Raw genomic sequence first — 20101 nt, 5'->3', positions numbered from 1 at the left:
CTCAGGCCTGTGCCACGGCGGCGGGCTGCTGGGACTTTGGCTTCTGGCCCGGGAAGACGTCGTTGACCTCTTCTTCGCTCCAGCCCTGGCGGGAGATGCGCTGCAGCTCGTCGGTGACGGGCTTGCGGGTTGCCTGGAACAAGGCCAATGCCTCCTTGACCGAGCCGGCCTGGGCCAGTGCGTCGGCCAGCGCTCCGGCGTCTTCAATGGCTGAGTTGGCGCCCTGGCCCTGGTGGTGGAGCATCGAGTGGGCGGCGTCGCCCATCAGCACCACCGAGTCGGTGTGCCAGGTGTCCACGGGGTCGATGTCATAGACGGCGCGGATGTTCACACTGTCCATGTCCAGGCCGCGGGCAATGCCGACGATGCGCTCGTCGAAGCCTTCCACCGTCTTCAGGAGGTCTTCCTTGGTGATGCTGGGCGCCCAGGTGCCGTCCGGGTTGAGGGCGGTGATGTCGAACGACATCTGGTTGCGGTGGCGCAGCGGCAGCAGGTAGACCTTGGTGCCCTTGCCGATGTACATGCGCAGGTTGTCGTCAGTCACCATGCCATGGGCGTCGTCGGCCGAGATCACCACGCGGTAGGCATGCTCGCCGGAGAACACCGGGCCCTTGTCGCCGAAAAGCTGCTCGCGCACCGAAGACTTGATGCCGTCGGCGCCGACCACCAGGTCTGCCTCGGCGGTCTCGCCGTTGGCAAAGGTCAGGACGGAGCTGCCGCCCTTGTCCTCTATGCTCTCCAGCCTGTGGCCCAACTGCACCATGCCCTCGGGGAGGACACCGAGAAGGGCATCGATGAAGTCGCGGCGGTGGATGAGGTACGTGTGCTTCTCTTCGCCGAATTCCGGCCAGGTATCCTTCATGATCGGATCACCGGTGGCTGACAGGATTTCGAAGTAGTCGCTTGCCGTACTTACCTTGGCGATCGCGTCGAAGATGCCCCACTGGCGGAACCGGGCCATGGTGGCCGGGCGCAGGCCGATGCCGGCGCCGACCTCGCCCATCTGGGGAGCCTGCTCATAAGCCGTGACATCTGCGCCAAGCAGGCTCAGTGCCTTGGCCGCGGCAGCGCCGCCGAAGCCTGCGCCGATGATGGCGATCTTGAGGTTCTTGAGGTCTTCAGCCTTCATTGGATAAGTCTCTTTCGTGTGCCAGGCAGGGCCTGGGGAATTGGGAGGAAGTGGTGGCCTGTACGGGTCAGGCGTGGAGGGACAGGAAGTCGGCCGGGTTGTCCTGGAGCAGGAGTTTGAGGGTGGCGTCGTCGATGCCGGCGGCGCGCATGTCCGGGATCATGTCCTCGAAGATGTAGTTGATGGTGTGGCCCTTCACGCCGGGCCAGCCCAGGGGGCTGCAGTTTGCGTCGGCCGAGACGAGGAGCTTGTCCGCGTAGCCCTTGTTGACCAGCTTGACGAAGTGCTCCATGCGCTCGGCACGTTTACGGCCCCAGAAGGGCGGGTCGGGAAGTTCGAGGTCGTACCCGAAGGTGTCGAAGCCGATCCGGCCGCCCTGTTCGTAGATCCAGTCGTGCGGCGTGATGGGCGCGTTCAGGCCGTCGTCGGCGTGGCCGAACAGCACCCGGTCCAGCGGCAGGCCCTCTTCCTTGAAGATGGCCACGGCCGGTTCCGGGTCGATGGCCAGGTGGGTAAGGATCGGGGCTCCGGTGACGACGGCGGCACGGGCCGCGGCCCGGTAAATCCGCTTGTCCAGGTCCGTCATGCGTCCGCCGCGGCTGACACCCACCTTGATGACGCCGGCCTTGGCGCCGGTGTCGCCGATGCCGACGGTGATTTCGTGGATGAAGACCTTGGCCAGGTAGTCAACCGTGGCGCGGGAAAAGTGGGGCAGCGCGGTGTCGCCGCCCACGAAGCCCGTGCAGGCCACGATGTTGACGCCGGTCTTCCGTGACAGGGACTTGTAGTAATCGATGTCGCGGCCGTTGCAGATGCCGGTGGCGTCCACCATGGTGCCGCCGCCGTATTCACGGAACTTCCGGAGTTTGGGCACGGTTTCCCCGTAGGCCTGTTCCGGCGTCTTCCACCATTTGGTGTCCAGCTCGGATCCGGGCATGCCGTAGCCGATGTGTTCGTGGACGGCCACGATTTCAAGTTCTTCGGCCGGAATGGTTCCCAGCACTGTGTTGACCTTGGTCATTGTTCTACCTCGGGTTTGGAAAGCTGATGGAAGCGTGGTCAGCGGACGGCCAGTAGGGTGCGGGGGTTGTCCACGAGGATGCGCCGGGCGTCGTCGTCCGCCAGGCCGCGGGCCTTAAGGAACGGAACGAACGTGGCCAGGACGTGGCTGTAGGGAAGGTTGTATTCGGGCAGCCCCTTCGCCACTCCGATGGAATTCCCGGAGAGGAGGATCCTGTCCCCGTGGCCGGCAGCGACCAGTTCAAGGACCAGTTCGGCCCGGCCGTGATCGGTCAGGTAGTCGGGGTGGTCGTTGAGGCCCACGTGGTCAATGCCCACGAAGGCGCCGCGCTCGGCCACCTTGCCTGCCGCACCGGCGGCGTCAATGCGGTCAAGGCCGCCAACCAGCACGCGGTCCGCTGGAAGCTGCTCGTCCAGGACGATGTCCAGGTCATGGAGGGCGTCGGCGCCGAAGCGGATGGACACGGGCACGCCGGTCTCCCGGGCAGCCCGCGCGGATCCGCGGAAGAGGCTTTCCTCGGTGGGGGTCATGCCGGCCCGGTCAGCGGTTGTGGCGATCATTCCGGCAGCCGCGCGGCGTTCAACCCTGGGGACCACCATCCCGTCGGTGACTTCCTTGCCAAAGAGATCGCTGAACTTTTCGGCCGGCCACGGGGTGGGCGGGTTGGTCTGCGGCGTCAGGAAGTAGCCACCGAGCTCCTCCTCGGGCCCAAGGCCGGTGGAGGCGATGATGTGCACGCCGGTGGAGCGGGACAGTGCCTCGTACAGCTTGAGGTCCCTGCCGTGGAACATGCCGGTGCTGTCGACGATCGCCCGGCCGCCGTGCCGGCGGAAGTCGCTGAGCTTTTCGGCGAGCGCCGCAAAGATTTCCGCCCGGTCCATTGAAATATCGGGGGCATACTGGGCTCCCGGAAGCACTGACAGCAGCGCTTCATGAACGGCGACCACGCCCAGTTCAGAAGCGGGAACCGGTCCCAGGACCGTGTTGACCGTGCCCTGTTCCTGGGTGGGGACGGGGGCGCCATAAGAATTGGCGGCCGGATGGATGCTCACGAAGTTCTCCCTTGAATCCGGGTGCTTGAGTAGGGGTCCCGCCGAGCCCTCGCTCCGTTGCGGTGTAGCCAGCATCACACATTGCTTTACATGGTGTCAAGGAAACTTTTATTGCGAATTTTCCTTGACACTGTGTAATAGATCACTACAGACTGGTGGGAACAACACTTAAATTCACAATGGAACAAGGGAGTTTCATCGATGAGCCTGACCCCCACCGTTTCGAGCCGCGGCTCGGTACGTGCCACCTTTATCGCGGCCTACAGCGCCGTGGCCCTGGCGCAAATCACCAATGCCCTCCCCGGCGCACTCAACGGAACCTTCGCCGTCGAATTCCGGACCTCCGGCGCCGGGCTGACCTGGATCGCCGGCATGTTCATGATGGGCATCGTTGTGTTCGAGCTCAGCTGGGGCCTGCTGGGTGACCTGTTCGGCCGCCGCAAGCTGCTGTACGCCGGCGCGGCCGTGAGCATCGCGGGATCCGTCCTGGCGGCACTGGCAGTCAACACGGAAATGATGATCGCGGCCCAGGCCGTGGGCGGCATCGGCGCCGGCATCCTGTTTCCCATTTCGCTCTCCATGATCGCGGCCATCACCCCGGACCACCGGGCGCGGGCCAAGGTCATCGCCACCTGGGCCGGCTTCCTGTCGCTGGGCGCGGTCATCTCGCCCATGCTGGCGGGCCTGACGTCCCAGGCGTTCACTGTCCCGGGGCCCGCGGCGGGCGCACCTAACGCCTTTAGTGGCTGGCGGGTGGCCTACTACATCGCGGCCGTGATCGCCGTCGTGGTGCTGGTCATGGCCACCCGGGCGAAGGACTCCGCTGCTGCTGAAGGGCGGAAGCTCGACGTGCCCGGCCAGGCCACCCTGGCGCTGGGCCTGATTGCGGTGCTCTTTGCCACCGTGCAGGCGGTCGACGCCGGATTTGGCAGCGCCGAGGTCATCGCCAGCTACGTTGTGGGTGCTGCCCTCCTGGTTGCCTTCGTGGTGATCGAGACACGGACGCACCAGCCCCTGGTCCACCTGTCCCTGTTCCGGAACAGCGCCTACTCCATCACCGGAATCGTGGCCGTCACCGGCATGTTCGCCTTCCTGGCCGTCTGCTACAGCACCAGCGTCGCCGTGGGCGGCCTTGCCCTGGCTGAGGCCTGGAAGGTGGGCGTGCTGTTCGTCTTTATCCAGGGCCCGGCGTTTGCGTTCATTCCGGTGGTGGGCTGGCTGATCCACCATGTGGCACCACGGTGGGTGCTCACGGCCGGTTTCGCCTTCATGGCGGCCTCCGCCTTCTGGCTGTCCACTATCCCGCTGGGTACTCCGGAAGCGTTCGGCGGGACACCGTGGACCGCGTTCATCCCACCCCTGCTCCTGCTGGGCATCGGTTTCGCGCTCACGGTGGGCTCCATCACCGCCGTGGCCATCAACACCGTGCCGCCGCAGCACATCGGCATGGCGTCAGCCACCACCAACCTGCTGCGCGACCTGGGCTTCGCCCTGGGCCCGGTGATCGGATCGGCCATCGCGTTCGGCGTCGGTGCAACCGCCTTCGCCGGCCCGCTCGCGGGGATCCTGGGCGGAGCCGGCCTTCCCGCCGAGGCCGTGGCCGGACTCTCGCACGTACCGCCGCTGGGTTACCTGTCCGGCTGGGACGGCGTCGTTGCCCAGTTCTCCGGCCAGGCCGCTGCGGGCGGCGCCCCCGCCCAGGCGGTGGACGGCATGGCCAAGGCCCTGGCCTCCGTCCAGCCCCAGATCAAGGGCGCCGCGGGGACGTCCCTGGGCCAGGGCTTCCAGGCGGTCTACCTCGCGGCGGGCATCGCCGCCGTCCTGTCGGCCGTCCTCACCCTTTTCATCAACTCGCGCTCATCGGCCCCCACGGCCGATGCCATCGCCGAAACCACAGAAGCCAACGCCGAGGCCGTCCAGGCATAAATGCCCGGCCAAAAACCCCCAACTATCCGCGAGGAGACAACTGTGAACCCCATCGAATCCGATATCGACATCTGGGATGACGACATCACGGTGGACCCCTACCCCACCTACGCTGCGCTGCGTGAGCTGGGCGGCGTGGTCCACCTGCCAAAGAACAACCTGTACGCCGTCACCCGGTACAACCTCATCCGGGACGTCCTGGCGGACCCGGAGTCCTTCTCCTCCACCTCGCTTGGTTTCAACCCGATGGTGAACGAGGCACTGCAGGGCACGTCGCTGGCCTCGGATCCGCCCATGCACACCCAACTGCGGGCGACTCTGTCCGCAAACCTCACACCCCGGGCCCTTCGCGGTCTCAAGGTAACCATTGACGAGAAGGCGGACAAGCTGGTGGCCGAACTGGTGTCCACCGGCTCGTTTGAGGCCATCGATTCCCTGGCCCGCGCTTTCCCGCTGGACATCGTGGCGGACCTGATCGGCTTCGGCGGCCACGTCAAGGAAAACATGCTGCGCTGGGGGCAGGCCGCCATGCAAGTGATCGGCCCGCTGAACCACCGCACCCAGGAGAGCTTCCCCGTCGCCGGCGAACTCTACGGCTGGTGCTCGTCGGTCACCGCGGAGGACCTGGCTCCCGGCTCCATCGGCCGCGGCATCTTCGACGCCGAAGCCCGCGGGGAGATCCCCGAGGGCTCGGCAGGCCACATCATCCACCAATACCTGGGTGCCGGCGTCGACACCACCATCGCCTCCATCGGCAACATCGTCGCCCTGTTTGGCCGGCACCCGGAGCAGCTTGAGCTGGTCCGCAACAACCCCGAACTGGTTCCCGCGGCTTTCGCCGAGGTGCTCCGCTACTGGACCCCACTGCACATCTGGGGCCGCACAACCACGCGCGAGGTGGAGCTCGACGGCGTGACCGTTCCGGCAGGCGCCCAGCTCGGCATCCTCCTGGGTGCCGGCAACAGGGACCACCGGCACTACGACAACCCGGACACCTTCGACGTCAAGCGGAACCCAGTGGACCACCTGTCCTTCGGCTACGGTCCGCACGGCTGCGCCGGCCAGGGACTGGCACGCCTGGAAGGGCACGCCATCGTTGAAGCCCTGGCCCGGCGGGTGAAATCACTGTCCCTGGGCGAGGGGTACCGGGTTCCGAGCAATATCACCAGGAGCTTCGAACAGCTCCAGGTACTGGAGGTGGAAGCAGCATGAGGATCGAACTGGACCGGCCGCGCTGTGAGGGCCACGGCCTCTGCGAGGAAGCAGCGCCGGCGCTGATGCACCTGGACGACGACGGCGAACTGGTCATCGACGTCCCGGACGTGGAGGGGGACCAGGCCGAAGCGGCAGCGAAGGCCGCGGTCCGCGTTTGCCCCGTGGCAGCCCTGAAACTGGTGGCGGCGTGACGGCACGCCGGATCGTCGTCGTCGGCAACGGCATCGCCGGCCTGACTGCCTGCGACTCGCTGCGGGCAGCCGGCTTCGACGGCGAGCTGACCGTGGTGGGCGCCGAGCGCCACTCCCCTTACAGCCGGCCCGCCCTGTCCAAGGCGCTGCTCCACGGCGGCGACGGGCTGGCGGCGCACGAGCTGCCGGCGCCGACGCACGGCGCGGACGAATTGCTGGGGGTCAGCGCCACAGGTCTCGATGCCGGGGCACGCGTGGTGAAGCTCGACGGCGGCGGGAGCCTGCCGTACGACAAGTTGGTGATCGCTTCGGGTTCCCGCGCCAGGCGGCTGGCCGGGAGCGCAGAGGCAGGCTGCGACGGCGAGCTGACCCTGCGCACCCTGGAGGACGCCGTCCGGCTGAAGGAACTGGTGGCCGGCCGGCCGTCGGTGATCGTGGTGGGCGGTGGTCCGCTCGGCATGGAGGTGGCGTCCGGCTGCCTGCACAGCGGCTGCGACGTCACCCTGGTCACCGATGGCGAACCGCTGGTGCGGCAGCTGGGCACCTACCTGTCCGGCATCTTCACCACGGCGGCCCGCACGAATGGACTCCGGATCGTCAATGGCTCCAAGGCCCGGCTCCTCCGGTCAGGGCCCACCCCGCAGGTGGCAATGGCCGACGGAACGGTCCTGGAGGCGGACGTGCTGGTCAGCGCGGTCGGCGACGTGCCGAACATTGAATGGCTGGAAGGCTCCGGCCTGCTCACGGACGGCGTCCTGCGGGTCGATTCCCGCGGCCGTGTGCGCCCAGACATTGTCGCAGCCGGCGACGTGGCATTCTTTCCCACCCAGCGGGGACTGAGCCGGGTACCGCTGTGGACCAGTGCGATCGACCAGGCCAAGGCCGCCGCCGTCGGCCTCCTCCTGGGGGATGAGGCTCCGCCGCTGGAATTCCAGCCCTATTTCTGGACGGAAGCCTTTGGACTGTCGCTCAAATCGGTGGGCTTCACGCCCGTGGACGGAACTCCGCACTTCCTGGAACAGGGCGCCGGCGCCGATTCGGCGCTGCTTCGGTGGGAGCACGCGGATGGTTCCGGAACAGCCGCGGCCATCAACTACCGCATCCCCATCCCCAAGCTGCGGCGGCTGGCCAACACGGGATCACAGGTGGCCCGGGCCGCCGAACCCGTGACGGCCTGAGGCCACCATCTCCGGTTCCAGCGCCCGGACTCCACGTTAGGATTGACGCTATGCCATCGCTGCGCGAAGCCCAGAAGCAGCTCACGCGGGACACCATCGTGGAACGGGCGCTGGAGCTTTTCACCAAAAAGGGCTACGCCGCCACCACCATTGATGAGATCGCCGCGTCAGCCGGAACCACCCGTGTGACCTTTTACGCGTACTACCCCACGCGCGCAGACCTTATGCGGGATTTCATGGCGCGGGTGAACGCGGTCCTGGAGCGCGCCGACGGCCCCGGCAGCGGATCCACCGCCCCGGACCTGGTGCAGGTGGTGCGGGACGGCAAGCTGGCCGGCATCCTGTCCTGGCTGGAGTCCCGGGCAGCCCTGTGGCCGGTCTTCCGCCCCTACCTGGATGTCCTGGACGAGGCGGCAGCGGTTGACCCGGAGGTGCGCACCATGGTGGAGCACTGGCATGAGGAAGTCATCACGGACATGGTCCGGGGCATGCAGTCCGCCGGGCGCTTCGCCGGGGAAACCCGCCACATCCGCGGCACCCTGGCCTTCACGCAGCTCGACTACGTGGCCACGCTGTGGACCCGCCGCAAGATGGAGCCAAACCGTGAGCACGCCTTGGAAGTACTGGCGGACAGCTGGTACCACCTGCTCTGCGACGAAGGCTGACCAAGGCAGCGGAGGCTAGGCCCGTTCGGAGATCCACGCACCAAGCTCGGCGGCAGTTTCCGCGGTGAGGGCGTGTCCGCCCGGGTCCTTGCGGGCGTGGGTGTCTGCCCCGGAGGCCCCCAGGAGGTAGTCCCACGTGCGGGCCAGCAGGTCAGCCGGGATGACGGTGTCGGCTTCACCGTGGGCCAGGAACACCGGGGCGCCGGCAAGCCGGTCGGGCGACGTCGGGACGCCAGCCTCGAACGGCAGCGTCCCGTAAAGGACGGCGGTGCCCGCGAAACGCTGCGGATCAGCCAGCAGCAGCCCGCCCGCGAACGCCGCACCGCCACTGAAGCCAACCAGGATCACGGGCCGTCCTTCCGGCGCGATCGGCTCCAGCCAGGTCCGGAACCATTCCATAGTTTGGGCCAGCGACTCGGCGACGGGCCGGCCTGTCCCCCGGTTCGCGAACCAGGCGAACCCGCCCCCTGCCGGGATCGGCGCCCGGACAGCTGCGTAGGAGGGGCCCGCGGGAAGGTGGTTGGCCAGTCCGATGATTCCCGATTCATCCGATCCGCGCCCGTGCAGCAGCACCACGAGCGGACGGTGGGGATCGTCGGGGCTCTGCCAGGCGACGGTGGGTTCGGCGAACGGTGCGTGCATATCGTGTCCTCGGTGTTGGTGGTGGAAATGGCTTGGGTCAGGCAGGGGCCGGGGCCCCGATTTCCCGGTTGACGGCGGGCATGATCTCGGTGGCGAGCAGCTCGATGGAACGCGCTGTTTCGGCGAACGGAAGCCCGCCCAGTCCGATCTGGGCCATGTACCGGCTGGTGCCCAGGGCCTCATGGATGGCCAGGATCTTCTCCACCACCTGCTGCGGGCTCCCCACCAGCAGGCCGCCGCCCGGTTCGGACCAGTCATCGAAGGTTGAGCGCGGGAAATGGTCCACGGGCCGGGGCATGTTCTGTTCGAAGTAGGCCCGGTAATAGGGATAGAAGGTATCGCGTGCCTGTTGCGAGGTGGGCGCCACGTAGAAGTGGCCGCCGGCACCCACCGGCAGGGTGGCGGCGCCATGCCCGGCTTCGGCAGCGGCGTGCCGGTACAGTTCCACCAGCCGGCGGAACCTTTCGGGTCCGGACAGCAGCGCAACAAACAGGGGCAAGCCCAGGCGTCCTGCCCGGGCAAAGCTCGCCGGCGTCCCGCCCACTCCCACCCAGACGGGAAGCTTTTCCTGCAGCGGCCGCGGGGCAATGTCCATGCCGGGGATGTTTTGGGTCAATGTGCCCTGCCACGTCAGGGTGGCGTTGTCCCGCAGTTCCAGCAGCATGCGCAGCTTTTCGTCGAAGAGGGCGTCGTAATCGGCGGTGTCGTAGCCGAACAGCGGGTAGGACTCGATGAAGGCGCCGCGCCCGGCGATGATCTCGGCGCGGCCGCCGGATATGAGGTCCAGGGTGGCGAACTGTTCGAAGAGCCGCACCGGGTCGTGGGTGGAGAGCACCGTCACGGCGGTGCCCAGCCTCAGGTTGGTGGTCTCGCGGGCAACCGCGGCCAGCACCATCTCGGGGGCGGACAGGGCGAAGTCGCTGCGGTGGTGCTCGCCCAGGCCCAGGAAGCTGAGGCCCGCCTGGTCGGCCAGCTTGGCCAGCGCAATGATTTCTTCCAGCCGCTGGTGCGGCGACTGGGCCAGCCCGGTTTGTCCGTTGCGGGACAGTTCACCAAAAGTAAAAATGCCAAAGTCCATATTGGTTGAACATTCAACTTTGTAGATCTATTCCTGCACCTTCCCTTGCATCCAAAAAGGCGGGCGCACGACGCCGGGAGCCACCCGCCGTCGTACGCCCGCCTTGGCTCGCGGTGCTTAGGCTTCCACCAGCTTGGCTCCGGCCGGAACCTCGGCCGGTGCGCCGGGCTCGTTGCGGCCGTACAGCCAGTCGTTGTACTGGAAGTTGTTGTCGCCGCGGCCCTTGAACAGCATGTTCCGCAGGACGCGGGCCACGCCGTCCACGTGCCAGGACTCGCCCCAGATCCGGGCGGTGCGCTGGACACGGGCGGTACGGGCTGCGCGGGTTTCGTTGAACTCGCGGAAGGCGTCCTCCCACGCACCGGCGTCGATGCCTTCGGCCGTGAAGACGCGGTTGCTGGCGGCGTCCTGCAGCACGGCAGCATCCTCGAGCGCCTGGCAGGCGCCCTGGGCCAAGTACTGCAGCATGGGGTGTGCAGCGTCGCCGATTAGCGCCATCCGGCCCGAAACCCAGGTCTCGATCGGGTTGCGGTCGTACATGGGCCAGCGGATGCCGGTGGCCAGGTTCTTCAGGGCTTCCTGCACGGCGGGGACGCAGTCCTTGTAGGCCGCCTGGAGTTCGTCCACGCCGCCGTACTGCTCTTCGCCGCGTTCAAAAGAAGGCGACTTGAACACTGCCACCGTGTTGAGCAGCTGGCCCTTGCGGAGCGGGTACTGGACCAGGTGGCAGTTCGGGCCAAGGTAGACGATGACGTCCTCCAGGTCCGCGGCGGGGGTGTCCTCGGTGATGGGCACGGTGCCGCGGTACGCCACGTAGGCGGAGTTGACGGGTCCGTCATTGGCAACGGTGGCGCGGAGGGTGGACTTCAGCCCGTCTGCAGCCAGGATGGCGTCGGCTTCGAACACCTCGCCCTTGGCGCTGTAGGCCCGGGCCCGGCGGCCGTCGGTTTCCACCTTCTGCACCAGGACGTCGTTCACCAGGGTGACGCCGGCTTCCTGGCAGGCTTCGAGCAGGATTCGGTGCAGGTCGCTGCGGTGGATCACCACATAGGGGGCGCCGTAGCGTTCCTCGAACTCGCCGCCCAGCGTCTGGCGGGTCAGTTCCTCCCCCGTGACCGCGTCGCGGAACACCAGGTGCTTGGGCTGGACGCCGATTTCCAGGGCCTTTTCCAGCAGGCCCCACCGCTTGAGGACGCGGGAGGCATTGGGGGCCATTTGCAGTCCGGCACCAACTTCACCGAAGGCCGGTGCCACCTCAACGAGCGTGACGTCGGCGCCGTTTTCGCGCAGGGCCAGCGCTCCGGCCAGTCCGGCCATGCCCCCACCCACCACCAGGACATCGGTGGAATCTTTGACGTTAGACATTGGGAACTCCTACTGCTGTTGATTTCTTGATTTTGGTACCGACGGCCGCGAGCAGGACTGCTGCTGCGGCGGCTGCTCCGGCAAATGCCAGGAAGTTTGAGTTGACGCCCAGGCCAGCTGCGAGCAGGAGCCCGCCGGCCTGGGGCGCTGCCACGGCCCCGATCCGGCCCACGCCGAGCGCCCAGCCAAGGGCGGTGCCGCGCAGGTGCGCCGGGTAGTGGCTTGCCACGGCGGCGATGATGAGGCACTGGGTGCCGTGCGTGCCCACGCCGGCAAGCACCAGCATGAGGTAGACGACGGCGACGGGCGGCCCGGTGACCAGGACCAGCAATCCGACGGCGGCCACGGCCGCTGCCGCGATTGCGGTGGGAATGGGGCCGAACCGGGTCCCGGCCCAGGCGGTGAGCACCGAACCGGCCACCGCACCAAGGTTGAGGGCCAGGGCGAACGTCAAGGCGGAGCCGAGGTTGTAGCCTGCCAGCTGCATGAGGTTGGGCAGCCAGGTGCCCAACCCGTACCAGGCAAAGAGGGTCACCAGGGTGCCGATGGCGAACAGCAGGCTGGTGCCGAGGTAGGGCGCGCGGAGCAGGGACCCGAACCCGACGGCTTCCTTGGCGGCCTGGCCCTGGGCTGCGCCCTTGTGGCCCGGCGCCAGCGTCTCCGGCAGGTAGCGGATGCCCAGCGGGATGACAACCAACAGGGCGACGACGGCCACCAGGAACATGACGGGCCAGCCGAAGGCCGGGATCAGCGGGATGCCGACGAGGGCGGCGATGGAACCGCCGATGGGGACGCCGGACATCATCAGGGTGGCGATGGTGGACCGCCACTTTTCGGGGACCAGCTCTGCCACCAGGGCGTTGGCCGAGGGAACCAGGCCGCCCAGGCCAATGCCTGCCAGGAGCCGCAGGCCGCCGAAGACCGGGGCGTTGGGCGCGAAGGCGCAGAGGATGGTGAAGAGGGAGAAGACGACGGCGCAGCCGATGATGGTGCGCCGGCGGCCCCAGGTATCGGACATGCGGCCGGCGAAGACCGCCCCGATCATCATGCCGATGAAGGCCATCGAGCCGATGGTGCCCGCGGTAGCCTTCGTCAGGCCCCAGCCCGTGTCGCTGATGAGCGAGCCCTGTACGGTGCCATAGACAATCAGGTCATAGCCGTCGAAAACGACCAGCAGCCAGCACACCAGGACGGCGAGCACGGAACGCCGGGGAAACCCGGAAAGGCCTGCGCCCGGGGCGGGGGCGGCCATGCGCTGCGGCGCTGCAGCGGAAGTTGTGTGATTCATCCCACCACTGTGCTGGCAGTCATACCGCCACGCACATAAGATTCTGTCATGCAGAATCTTCCGGCCCGGCGGAAGCCCACCTACTCCATCGAGGCGGTGGACAACGCCCTGCAGCTCCTGCAGCTCCTGCGGGACGTGGGCAGCCTGCGGCTCAAGGACGCCGCGGCGGAACTCGGCGTGGCCCCGTCCACGGCGCACCGCCTGCTGGCCATGCTGGTGTACCGCGGGTTTGCCGTCCAGGATGAGACGCGCCGTTACGTGCCGGGCCCGGCCATGGGCGCCGGCCCTGCCGGGTTCAGCTGGACCAGGCAGCTGCGCGACATCTCGCGGCCCCACATGGAAGTGCTGTGCGCGCGAACCAACGAGACCGTCAACCTGATGATCCGGGTGGGTACCAAGGTCCGCTTCCTGGACACCGTGGAAAGCTCGAACATCCTGCGGGTGGGTGACCGGCAGGGAACATTGCTTCCCGCCCACAAGGCATCCGGCGGGAAGGCCATCCTGGCCGAACTGGATCCCGCGGTGGTGGAGCAGCTGTTCCGTGGGCCCAACGCGGAGCTCGCCGGAGACTACATCTCCGACGCCGAGTACCCGGCGTTCCTGCGTGAGCTTGAGTCCGTGCGGAGCAACGGATTCGCCGCCAACTTCGAGGGCACCGAGGAGGGCATCAGCGCTTTTGGGATGGCCCTGCACAACGGCAGGGGCATGGTGGTGGGCGCGTTGAGCGTGGCGACTCCGGTGGCCAGGTTCCGGCCGCTGTTCGACGCCGGGCTGGTGGGCGTCATGATGGAAACCCGCCGCCAGCTGGAGCTGGACATCGCAGCCAATCCCGTGGACGGGGCGGGAAGCGGCTGAGACTCCCGGCAGAGGGTCTGGGGGCGTAATTCTGGCAGACAGAATATGTTGGAGATCACAGCCAGCCTTACCTAGGGTCGAATCCACGTCGCACTCAGTCCGCACGCAAGGAGAAGGCCAGTGTCCATCAGCGCTGAAAACCAAACGCACGAATCCGTGGCGCAGGAACACCATGTTCCCGAGCCCACCCCGGAGGAGGCTGCCCAGCTGGAGCAGCTCTACAAGGATTTCGACAAGGAAAACCTGATTCCGCTGTGGACGGAGATCGCGGACCTGATGCCCATGGTTCCGTCCCCCAAGGCAGTTCCGCACGTGTGGCGGTGGGATGACCTGTACCCGCTGGCCGCCCGCGCCGGGGACCTGGTGCCTGTGGGCCGCGGCGGGGAGCGCCGGGCGATCGCGCTGGCCAATCCCGGCCTGGCCGGGACCCCGTACGCGACCCCCACCCTGTGGGCAGCGATCCAGTACCTGGGCGGCCGCGAAACCGCCCCCGAGCACCGCCACTCCCAGAACGCCTTCCGTTTCGTCGTCGAAGGCGAGGGCGTGTGGACCGTGGTGAACGGTGATCCCGTCCGGATGTCCCGCGGCGACTTCCTGCTCACCCCGGGCTGGAACTTCCACGGCCACCACAACGACACCGATGAGCCCATGGCCTGGATCGATGGCTTGGACATCCCGTTCGTCCACTACGCCGATGCCGGGTTCTTCGAGTTCGGTACTGAGCGCGTCACCGACGAGGCCACCCCGGACATCTCCCGCTCCGAGCGGCTCTGGGCCCACCCCGGCCTGCGCCCGCTCTCCGGCCTGGACCAGACCACCAACTCCCCCATCGCCGCGTACCGGTGGAAGTACACCGACGCCGCGCTCCGCGAGCAGCTGCTCCTCGAAGACGAGGGCCACCCCGCCACCGTGTCCCAGGGCCACGCCGCGGTCCGCTACACCAACCCCACCACCGGCGGGGATGTCATGCCCACCATCCGCGCCGAGTTCCACCGCCTGCGCGCCGGAGCCTGGACCGAGACCGTCCGCGAGGTGGGCTCCAGTGTCTGGCAGGTCTTCGACGGCACCGGCACGGTGACCCTCAATGGCGAAACCAGGGTCCTGGCCAAGGGCGACCTGTTCGTGGTCCCCTCCTGGGCCGCCTGGTCCCTGCAGGCCGAATCCGAATTTGATTTGTTCCGGTTCAGCGACGCACCCATCTTTGAGCGCCTGAACTTCAACCGCACCTACATCGAAGGACGCACCAAGTAATGAAACTCCTCACCCTCCGCACCGCTGACGGCACCAGGGCGGTCCGCCAGGACGGCGACACCCTCACCGAGATCCCGGGCTTCTCCGACGTCGGGGCCCTGCTGAAGGACCCCGCCTGGGAAACCACCGCGAAGGCGGCCAACGGCGCCACCCACGCCCTGGACGGCGCCGACCTCGCCGCCGTCGTGCCCGCCCCCGGCAAGATCATCTGCGTGGGCCACAACTACCGCAACCACATCAAGGAAATGGGCCGGGAAGTCCCCGAGCACCCCACCCTGTTCGCCAAGTACGCCGAATCCCTGATCGGCCCCAACGATGACCTGGCCCTGCCGCAGGAATCGGACACCGTGGACTGGGAAGCCGAACTCGCCGTCGTCATCGGCAAGGCAGGCCGCCGCATCCCCGAAGCCGAAGCCGCAGACCACATCGCCGGGTACTCCGTACTCAACGATGTCTCCATGCGCGACTACCAGTTCCGCACCATCCAGTGGCTGCAGGGCAAGACCTGGGAGAAGTCCACCCCGTTCGGCCCGGCCCTGGTCACCAAGGACGAGTTCACCGCCGGCCCGCTGATGACCTCCGCCGTGGACGGCGAAGTCCAGCAGTCCACCCCCACCTCGGACCTGGTGTTCACCCCGGAGTTCCTGGTCTCCTACATCTCCACCATCATCACCCTGAACCCGGGCGACGTGATCGCCACCGGCACCCCCGGCGGCGTGGGCCACGCACAGGACCCCAAGCGCTACCTGCAGGAGGGCCAGGTCCTGGTCACCACCATCGAGGGCCTGGGCCAGCTGACCAACCGCGTGGTCAAGGAAGCCTGATGGTCGCCCGGCACGACCAGACCACCGATCCCGTCCTGCTCGACGGGCTCCTGCAGGCCCGGCGCGGCACCGCGTTCTTCGCCCGCAAGCTCAACGAGCTCACGGACGCGGAACTGGACGGGGACTCGCTCCTGCCGGGCTGGACCCGCCGGCACGTTGTGGCCCACGTGGGCTACAACGCGCGGGCCGTGGCACGGCTGGTCGAATGGGCAGCCACCGGCGTGGAGACCCCCATGTACCCCTCGGTGGAGATCCGCAACCACGAGATCGACTTCGGCGCCACGCTCAGTCCCATCGCGCTGCGGAACCTGTTCGACCACTCCGCCGTGCACCTGAACGTCGAATGGCGCGACCTGCCCGCCGACAACTGGCACCACAAGGTCAAAACCGTCCAGGGCAGGACCGTCCCGGCCGAAGAAACCGTCTGGATGCGCACCAGGGAAGTGTGGGTGCACGCCGTGGACCTCGCCAACGGAGCCACGTTCAAGGACATCCCCGCACCCGTCCTGGAACGGCTCCTCACGGACATCACCGGCGCCTGGCACACCCGCGGCACCGATAAGGACCTCGTGGTCAAGGTCACCGGGCAACCCTCCGCGCTGGTCTTCGGTGACACGGCCGCCGCCTCCCCCACCGTGGTGTCCGGCTCCCTGGCCGCCATCACCCAGTGGGCCACCGGCCGCGGCACCGACGGCACCACGGCACAGCACGACGGCGGATCGGTCACCCCAGCGCCCCCGGCCCCAGCCTGGATCTAGCTGCAGATCGAGTGCCCGGGCAAGCCATCTGCCACACCGCACCCAAGGCGGGCCAGCATCCGCTGGCCCGCCTTTTGCCGTTGCTGCCCGGGATCCTCCCGCGCAGCGGGCCGACGCCTCGGGCTGGAAACCAAAAATCCGTCCCCGCGTTTGGGGCCGGGCCCATAATCAGGACGGCGGCCGCTGGATAGCATGAGGTGACCGGACAGAGCCGTCCGGCGGGATCGACGCAAAAGGAAAACCCATGGCCGCGGTTACGGTGGATGACATCCTCTCGGATCTTCCCCTTGGCTTCGCCAGCCTCATCCTCCGTCCAGCCCCCTCGGCGCCGGCCATTGAACGGTTCCTTATTGTCGACGCCGACGACGAGTCGGTCGAGGCTGCCGGCGCGTTTGTCCTGCTCATCGGTGTCCGCGGCCGTTCGGCCCTGCCGGCCCTCCGGCGGCTCCTGAAGGAGCCGCCCCCGGTGGTAGCCGTCAAGGGCAACCGCGAAGACCTCGCCGAAGCGGAAGAACTCCTGCAGGCAGCGGGCTCGGGCCTGCTGCTGGTTGATCCGGCCGCCGACTGGGACCGCCTGCTCTCCATCGCAAAAGACCGGATCCAGCCGCGCAGCTACGAGAGCGAAGTCCTCACCCTGCTCGAGGAAGACCTGTTCGCCATCGCCCAGACCACGGCCAGGCTCACCTCCAGCCACGTGCTGATCGAGGACGCGGCCAACAAGGTCCTGGCGTACTCCACGGTCACCAACGACATCGACGAACTCCGCAAAGCGTCCATCCTGTCCCGCCGCGGCCCGCGGAAGTACGAGCTGCTGCTCAAGGACCTGGGTGCCTACCGCGAACTCCACCGCACCCGGCAGCCGGTCCGCGTGCCTGCCCGGCCCCAGGACGGGCTGCGCGAACGGGTGGCCATCGCGCTTTTCGCCGGGGAGCGGATCATGGGCTACATCTGGCTCCAGGAGACCGGAGAAGGCTTCGGCGCGGACGTCGAGTACGTCCTCACAGGATCCGCAGCAAGGGTTTCCGCCGAACTGATCCGTTACCGCAACCAGCAGTCCGTTCACATGCGGGAGGACCGGGTGGCACGGATCCTGTCTGGGCCCGCCGAGGCCGCCGCCAGCGCCCACAGCGGAAAGATCCCCTCGGAGCGTCCCGCGGCGCTTCTCCTGATCGGTATGTCCGACGCGGACTCCCGGGCTGACGACGCCGCGCTTAAACACGGCGAACTGGCCAACCTGGCCTCCATTCACGCCGCCGCGTACAAGGCATCCGCCGTCGTCGGCCAGTTCAACGGTGACACGGCCCTCATCCTGCCGGACCTGCAGTCCAGCACGGCGGAGGCGGGGCTGAGGGCACTTGCCGAAGCGGTAGTCAAGGATGCCCGCAAGCACCTGGGCATCATTCCCTTCGCCGCCGTCGGACCGCTGGCGCCGGACCTGCTGTCCATCCACGGGGTCACCGGCATCACTGAAGCGCTGCTGGCCTGCGTGCGGAACGCCACACCGGGCACGGTGGCCACCGTTGACGATTTCGAGGCGGAAATCCTCTACCGCGAGGCCGTACGTAACTTCCACAGCTCACCCTTCCGGCACCGCAGCATGGCGGCGCTGCTCCAGGAGGATGCCGAACTCGCAGCAACCCTGCAGGCCTACTTCGACGCCTGCTTCGACGTCTCCAAATGCGCCAAACACATGAACCTGCACAAAAACACCGTCTACTACCGCGTTGCCAAGGCGGCCAGGGTCACCGGCCTGGACTTCGGCAACCCCCGCGACTCACTGGTGGCCCTGCTCCATCTCCAGGAGTGGGCCGCCTCCACCGACAATTCAGGCAGGAAATGAGCACCATACTCAGCGCACCGCCCCTGGGCGTCCTCCTTGAGGACATCGTCCGGCGCCACCGGCCCAGGCAGAACGCCGGCAGCGTTCCCGGAAACATCCCTTTCCTTGCCACGGTCCCGTTCGACCGCTTCGGCATCGCTGTCGCCACCACCTCCGGCGAGGTCTTCAGCTCCGGGGACGCCGGCGTTCCCTTTTCCATCCAAAGCATTTCCAAGGTGTTCACCCTGGCCATGGCCCTGCAGGGCGGCAGATCCACCGCTCTTTGGTCCCGGGTGCTGCGCGAACCCTCCGGAACGTCCTTCAACTCGCTGGTCCAGCTGGAAGCCGAGAAGGGCATCCCCCGCAATCCGTTCATCAACGCCGGCGCCCTGGTGGTCACCGACCACCTGCTGGAAGAGACGCCCGACGCCGCCACGCAGCTCCTGCGGTTCCTCACCGAACAAGCGGGGAGCCATGAGGCGGAGCGAGGCTCCCACGCACCGTTCATCGATGAAGCCGCTGCTGCCGGCGAGCTGGCCAGCAGCAGCCGCAACCTGGCCCTGGCGCACTTCCTCAAGGATTTTGGCAACCTCACCCAGCCGGCCGCGGCAGTGGTGGAGAACTACGTCCGCCAGTGCTCCATCATGATGACCTGCGTCCAGCTGGCCAGGGCCGGCCTGTTCCTCGCCAACGACGGCCAGGGAACAACCGGCAGGGTGCTGTCTCCCAGCGAGGCCAAGCGGATCGGCTCCATCATGCTGACCTGCGGCATGTATGACGCCGCCGGCGAGTTCGCGTACCGAGTGGGCCTGCCCGGCAAGAGCGGAGTAGGCGGCGGGATCCTGGTGATCGTCCCGGGCCAGTGCGCCATCTGCGTCTGGAGCCCGCGCCTGGACGCCAAAGGCAACTCCCTTGCCGGCACCGCCGCCCTGGCCGACCTCTCCGACCGCACCGGCTGGTCAGTCTTCTAAGTTTCCCCATCCAGCAAGATCTTCCCCGGATCGAAAGGAATACCCATGCCCAACAACCCCAATGAAGAGGTTGAGTTCGACCACGTTATTGATGGTGGTCACGCGCATGCGTCCGAGACCTCCCTGCACGCGGAGGACAAGGGCTACCACAAGAACCTCAAGCCCCGGCAGATCCAGATGATCGCGATTGGCGGTGCGATCGGTACCGGCCTGTTCCTGGGCGCCGGCGGCCGGCTCAACGCGGCCGGCCCGTCCCTAGTCATCGCGTACGCGGTGTGCGGGTTCTTCGCGTTCCTGATCCTGCGCGCCCTGGGCGAACTGGTCCTCCACCGGCCCTCCTCGGGCTCGTTCGTCTCCTACGCCCGTGAATTCTTCGGCGAAAAAGCCGCGTTCGTCTCCGGCTGGTTCTACTGGATCAACTGGGCCACCACCACCATCGTGGACATCACCGCCGCCGCCCTCTACATGCACTTCTTCGGCAACTACGTCCCCTGGATGGCCGAGGTCCCGCAGTGGGCCTGGGCACTGACCGCCCTCATCGTGGTCCTGGCCCTGAACCTGGTCTCCGTGAAAGTCTTCGGCGAAATGGAATTCTGGTTCGCCCTGATCAAGGTCGCCGCCCTCGTCGCCTTCCTGCTCATCGGCACCTACTTCGTCATCTTCGGCACCCCCGTCGACGGCCAGCAGGTCGGCATCAGCCTCCTGTCCGATAACGGCGGGATCTTCCCCAACGGACTGCTGCCCATGATCATCCTCATGCAGGGCGTCCTGTTCGCCTACGCCTCCATCGAACTCGTCGGCACCGCCGCCGGCGAAACCGAAAACCCCGAAAAAATCATGCCCAAGGCCATCAACTCCGTAGTCTTCCGCATC

General features: G+C 67.3%; 19 protein-coding genes. 12 read left to right on the top strand and 7 right to left on the bottom strand.

The features are described from left to right. Position 1 precedes the first annotated feature (1 nt). From AC1DIP_RS21370 to AC1DIP_RS21360, 3 genes are all read right to left on the bottom strand, one after another. Positions 2–1129, bottom strand: a complete 1128-nt coding sequence (locus tag AC1DIP_RS21370) for an FAD-dependent oxidoreductase (protein WP_477735010.1) — start codon at positions 1127–1129, stop codon at positions 2–4. A 67-nt stretch (positions 1130–1196) separates the two neighbouring features. Continuing rightward, positions 1197–2150: a phosphotriesterase family protein gene (locus AC1DIP_RS21365; protein ID WP_477735009.1), complete on the bottom strand. Its 954-nt coding sequence runs from the start codon at positions 2148–2150 to the stop codon at positions 1197–1199. Between the two features lie 38 nt (positions 2151–2188). Continuing rightward, entirely contained in the window at positions 2189–3202 is a 1014-nt protein-coding gene (locus tag AC1DIP_RS21360) for a phosphotriesterase family protein (protein WP_477735008.1), read from the bottom strand. A gap of 201 nt (positions 3203–3403) precedes the next feature. On the opposite strand from AC1DIP_RS21360, the gene AC1DIP_RS21355 reads away from it, so the two are divergent. The 5 genes from AC1DIP_RS21355 to AC1DIP_RS21335 are packed head-to-tail and all read left to right on the top strand — an operon-like array spanning position 3404 to position 8377. Continuing rightward, positions 3404–5128 carry an MFS transporter gene (locus tag AC1DIP_RS21355; protein WP_477735007.1) on the top strand — a complete coding sequence of 575 codons (1725 nt, stop codon included), beginning with the start codon at positions 3404–3406 and terminating at the stop codon, positions 5126–5128. Positions 5129–5170: 42 nt separating this feature from the next. Next, positions 5171–6340 carry a cytochrome P450 gene (locus AC1DIP_RS21350; RefSeq protein ID WP_477735006.1) on the top strand — a complete coding sequence of 390 codons (1170 nt, stop codon included), beginning with the start codon at positions 5171–5173 and terminating at the stop codon, positions 6338–6340. Then, on the top strand, positions 6337–6534 hold the full coding sequence (locus tag AC1DIP_RS21345) for a ferredoxin (RefSeq protein ID WP_440170081.1): 198 nt from the start codon (positions 6337–6339) through the stop codon (positions 6532–6534). The genes AC1DIP_RS21350 and AC1DIP_RS21345 overlap by 4 nt, the downstream gene beginning before the upstream one ends. Further along, a complete protein-coding gene (locus AC1DIP_RS21340) occupies positions 6531–7712 on the top strand; it encodes an NAD(P)/FAD-dependent oxidoreductase (RefSeq protein WP_477735005.1) in 1182 nt (393 codons plus the stop codon). The genes AC1DIP_RS21345 and AC1DIP_RS21340 overlap by 4 nt, the downstream gene beginning before the upstream one ends. 50 nt (positions 7713–7762) lie before the next feature. Further along, entirely contained in the window at positions 7763–8377 is a 615-nt protein-coding gene (locus tag AC1DIP_RS21335) for a TetR/AcrR family transcriptional regulator (RefSeq protein ID WP_477735004.1), read from the top strand. A 15-nt stretch (positions 8378–8392) separates the two neighbouring features. Here the strand turns inward: AC1DIP_RS21335 and AC1DIP_RS21330 are convergent, their stop codons facing one another. From AC1DIP_RS21330 to AC1DIP_RS21315, 4 genes are all read right to left on the bottom strand, one after another. Next, on the bottom strand, positions 8393–9019 hold the full coding sequence (locus AC1DIP_RS21330; RefSeq protein WP_477735003.1) for an alpha/beta hydrolase: 627 nt from the start codon (positions 9017–9019) through the stop codon (positions 8393–8395). Positions 9020–9056: 37 nt separating this feature from the next. Next, positions 9057–10097, bottom strand: coding sequence for an LLM class flavin-dependent oxidoreductase (locus tag AC1DIP_RS21325; RefSeq protein WP_477735002.1), 1041 nt, complete (start codon positions 10095–10097; stop codon positions 9057–9059). A 117-nt stretch (positions 10098–10214) separates the two neighbouring features. Continuing rightward, positions 10215–11462, bottom strand: coding sequence for an FAD-dependent oxidoreductase (locus AC1DIP_RS21320; protein WP_477735001.1), 1248 nt, complete (start codon positions 11460–11462; stop codon positions 10215–10217). Beyond that, positions 11455–12750 (bottom strand): MFS transporter, encoded by a 1296-nt coding sequence (locus AC1DIP_RS21315; protein WP_477735000.1) that lies wholly within the window; start codon positions 12748–12750, stop codon positions 11455–11457. The genes AC1DIP_RS21320 and AC1DIP_RS21315 overlap by 8 nt, the downstream gene beginning before the upstream one ends. Positions 12751–12798: 48 nt before the next feature. On the opposite strand from AC1DIP_RS21315, the gene AC1DIP_RS21310 reads away from it, so the two are divergent. From AC1DIP_RS21310 to AC1DIP_RS21280, 7 genes are all read left to right on the top strand, one after another. After that, the gene (locus tag AC1DIP_RS21310) at positions 12799–13605 is read left to right on the top strand and encodes an IclR family transcriptional regulator domain-containing protein (RefSeq protein ID WP_476209166.1); all 807 of its coding nucleotides are present in this window, start codon (positions 12799–12801) and stop codon (positions 13603–13605) included. Between the two features lie 120 nt (positions 13606–13725). Next, the gene (locus AC1DIP_RS21305; RefSeq protein ID WP_476209164.1) at positions 13726–14856 is read left to right on the top strand and encodes a cupin domain-containing protein; all 1131 of its coding nucleotides are present in this window, start codon (positions 13726–13728) and stop codon (positions 14854–14856) included. Then, positions 14856–15680 (top strand): fumarylacetoacetate hydrolase family protein, encoded by an 825-nt coding sequence (locus AC1DIP_RS21300; RefSeq protein WP_476209162.1) that lies wholly within the window; start codon positions 14856–14858, stop codon positions 15678–15680. The genes AC1DIP_RS21305 and AC1DIP_RS21300 overlap by 1 nt, the downstream gene beginning before the upstream one ends. After that, positions 15680–16438 carry a maleylpyruvate isomerase family mycothiol-dependent enzyme gene (locus AC1DIP_RS21295; protein ID WP_477734999.1) on the top strand — a complete coding sequence of 253 codons (759 nt, stop codon included), beginning with the start codon at positions 15680–15682 and terminating at the stop codon, positions 16436–16438. Before AC1DIP_RS21300 ends, AC1DIP_RS21295 begins: the two co-directional genes overlap by 1 nt. A 244-nt stretch (positions 16439–16682) precedes the next feature. After that, positions 16683–18278, top strand: coding sequence for a PucR family transcriptional regulator (locus AC1DIP_RS21290; protein ID WP_477734998.1), 1596 nt, complete (start codon positions 16683–16685; stop codon positions 18276–18278). Beyond that, positions 18275–19228, top strand: a complete 954-nt coding sequence (locus AC1DIP_RS21285) for a glutaminase (protein WP_477734997.1) — start codon at positions 18275–18277, stop codon at positions 19226–19228. Before AC1DIP_RS21290 ends, AC1DIP_RS21285 begins: the two co-directional genes overlap by 4 nt. A gap of 45 nt (positions 19229–19273) precedes the next feature. Continuing rightward, a partial coding sequence (locus AC1DIP_RS21280) for an amino acid permease (protein WP_477734996.1) occupies positions 19274–20101 on the top strand: 828 nt, incomplete at its 3' end.

Source organism: Pseudarthrobacter sp. 05T312 (assembly GCF_056396685.1).
This window is presented reverse-complemented; position numbering and strand designations above follow the sequence as displayed.

Coding starts and splice junctions, on each gene's coding strand:
- AC1DIP_RS21370 (WP_477735010.1), bottom strand. CDS start 1,129: ATGAAGGCTGAAGACCTCAAGAACCTCAAGATCGCCATCATCGGCGCA.
- AC1DIP_RS21365 (WP_477735009.1), bottom strand. CDS start 2,150: ATGACCAAGGTCAACACAGTGCTGGGAACCATTCCGGCCGAAGAACTT.
- AC1DIP_RS21355 (WP_477735007.1), top strand. CDS start 3,404: ATGAGCCTGACCCCCACCGTTTCGAGCCGCGGCTCGGTACGTGCCACC.
- AC1DIP_RS21345 (WP_440170081.1), top strand. CDS start 6,337: ATGAGGATCGAACTGGACCGGCCGCGCTGTGAGGGCCACGGCCTCTGC.
- AC1DIP_RS21335 (WP_477735004.1), top strand. CDS start 7,763: ATGCCATCGCTGCGCGAAGCCCAGAAGCAGCTCACGCGGGACACCATC.
- AC1DIP_RS21330 (WP_477735003.1), bottom strand. CDS start 9,019: ATGCACGCACCGTTCGCCGAACCCACCGTCGCCTGGCAGAGCCCCGAC.
- AC1DIP_RS21325 (WP_477735002.1), bottom strand. CDS start 10,097: ATGGACTTTGGCATTTTTACTTTTGGTGAACTGTCCCGCAACGGACAA.
- AC1DIP_RS21320 (WP_477735001.1), bottom strand. CDS start 11,462: ATGTCTAACGTCAAAGATTCCACCGATGTCCTGGTGGTGGGTGGGGGC.
- AC1DIP_RS21315 (WP_477735000.1), bottom strand. CDS start 12,750: ATGAATCACACAACTTCCGCTGCAGCGCCGCAGCGCATGGCCGCCCCC.
- AC1DIP_RS21310 (WP_476209166.1), top strand. CDS start 12,799: ATGCAGAATCTTCCGGCCCGGCGGAAGCCCACCTACTCCATCGAGGCG.
- AC1DIP_RS21300 (WP_476209162.1), top strand. CDS start 14,856: ATGAAACTCCTCACCCTCCGCACCGCTGACGGCACCAGGGCGGTCCGC.
- AC1DIP_RS21295 (WP_477734999.1), top strand. CDS start 15,680: ATGGTCGCCCGGCACGACCAGACCACCGATCCCGTCCTGCTCGACGGG.
- AC1DIP_RS21290 (WP_477734998.1), top strand. CDS start 16,683: ATGGCCGCGGTTACGGTGGATGACATCCTCTCGGATCTTCCCCTTGGC.
- AC1DIP_RS21285 (WP_477734997.1), top strand. CDS start 18,275: ATGAGCACCATACTCAGCGCACCGCCCCTGGGCGTCCTCCTTGAGGAC.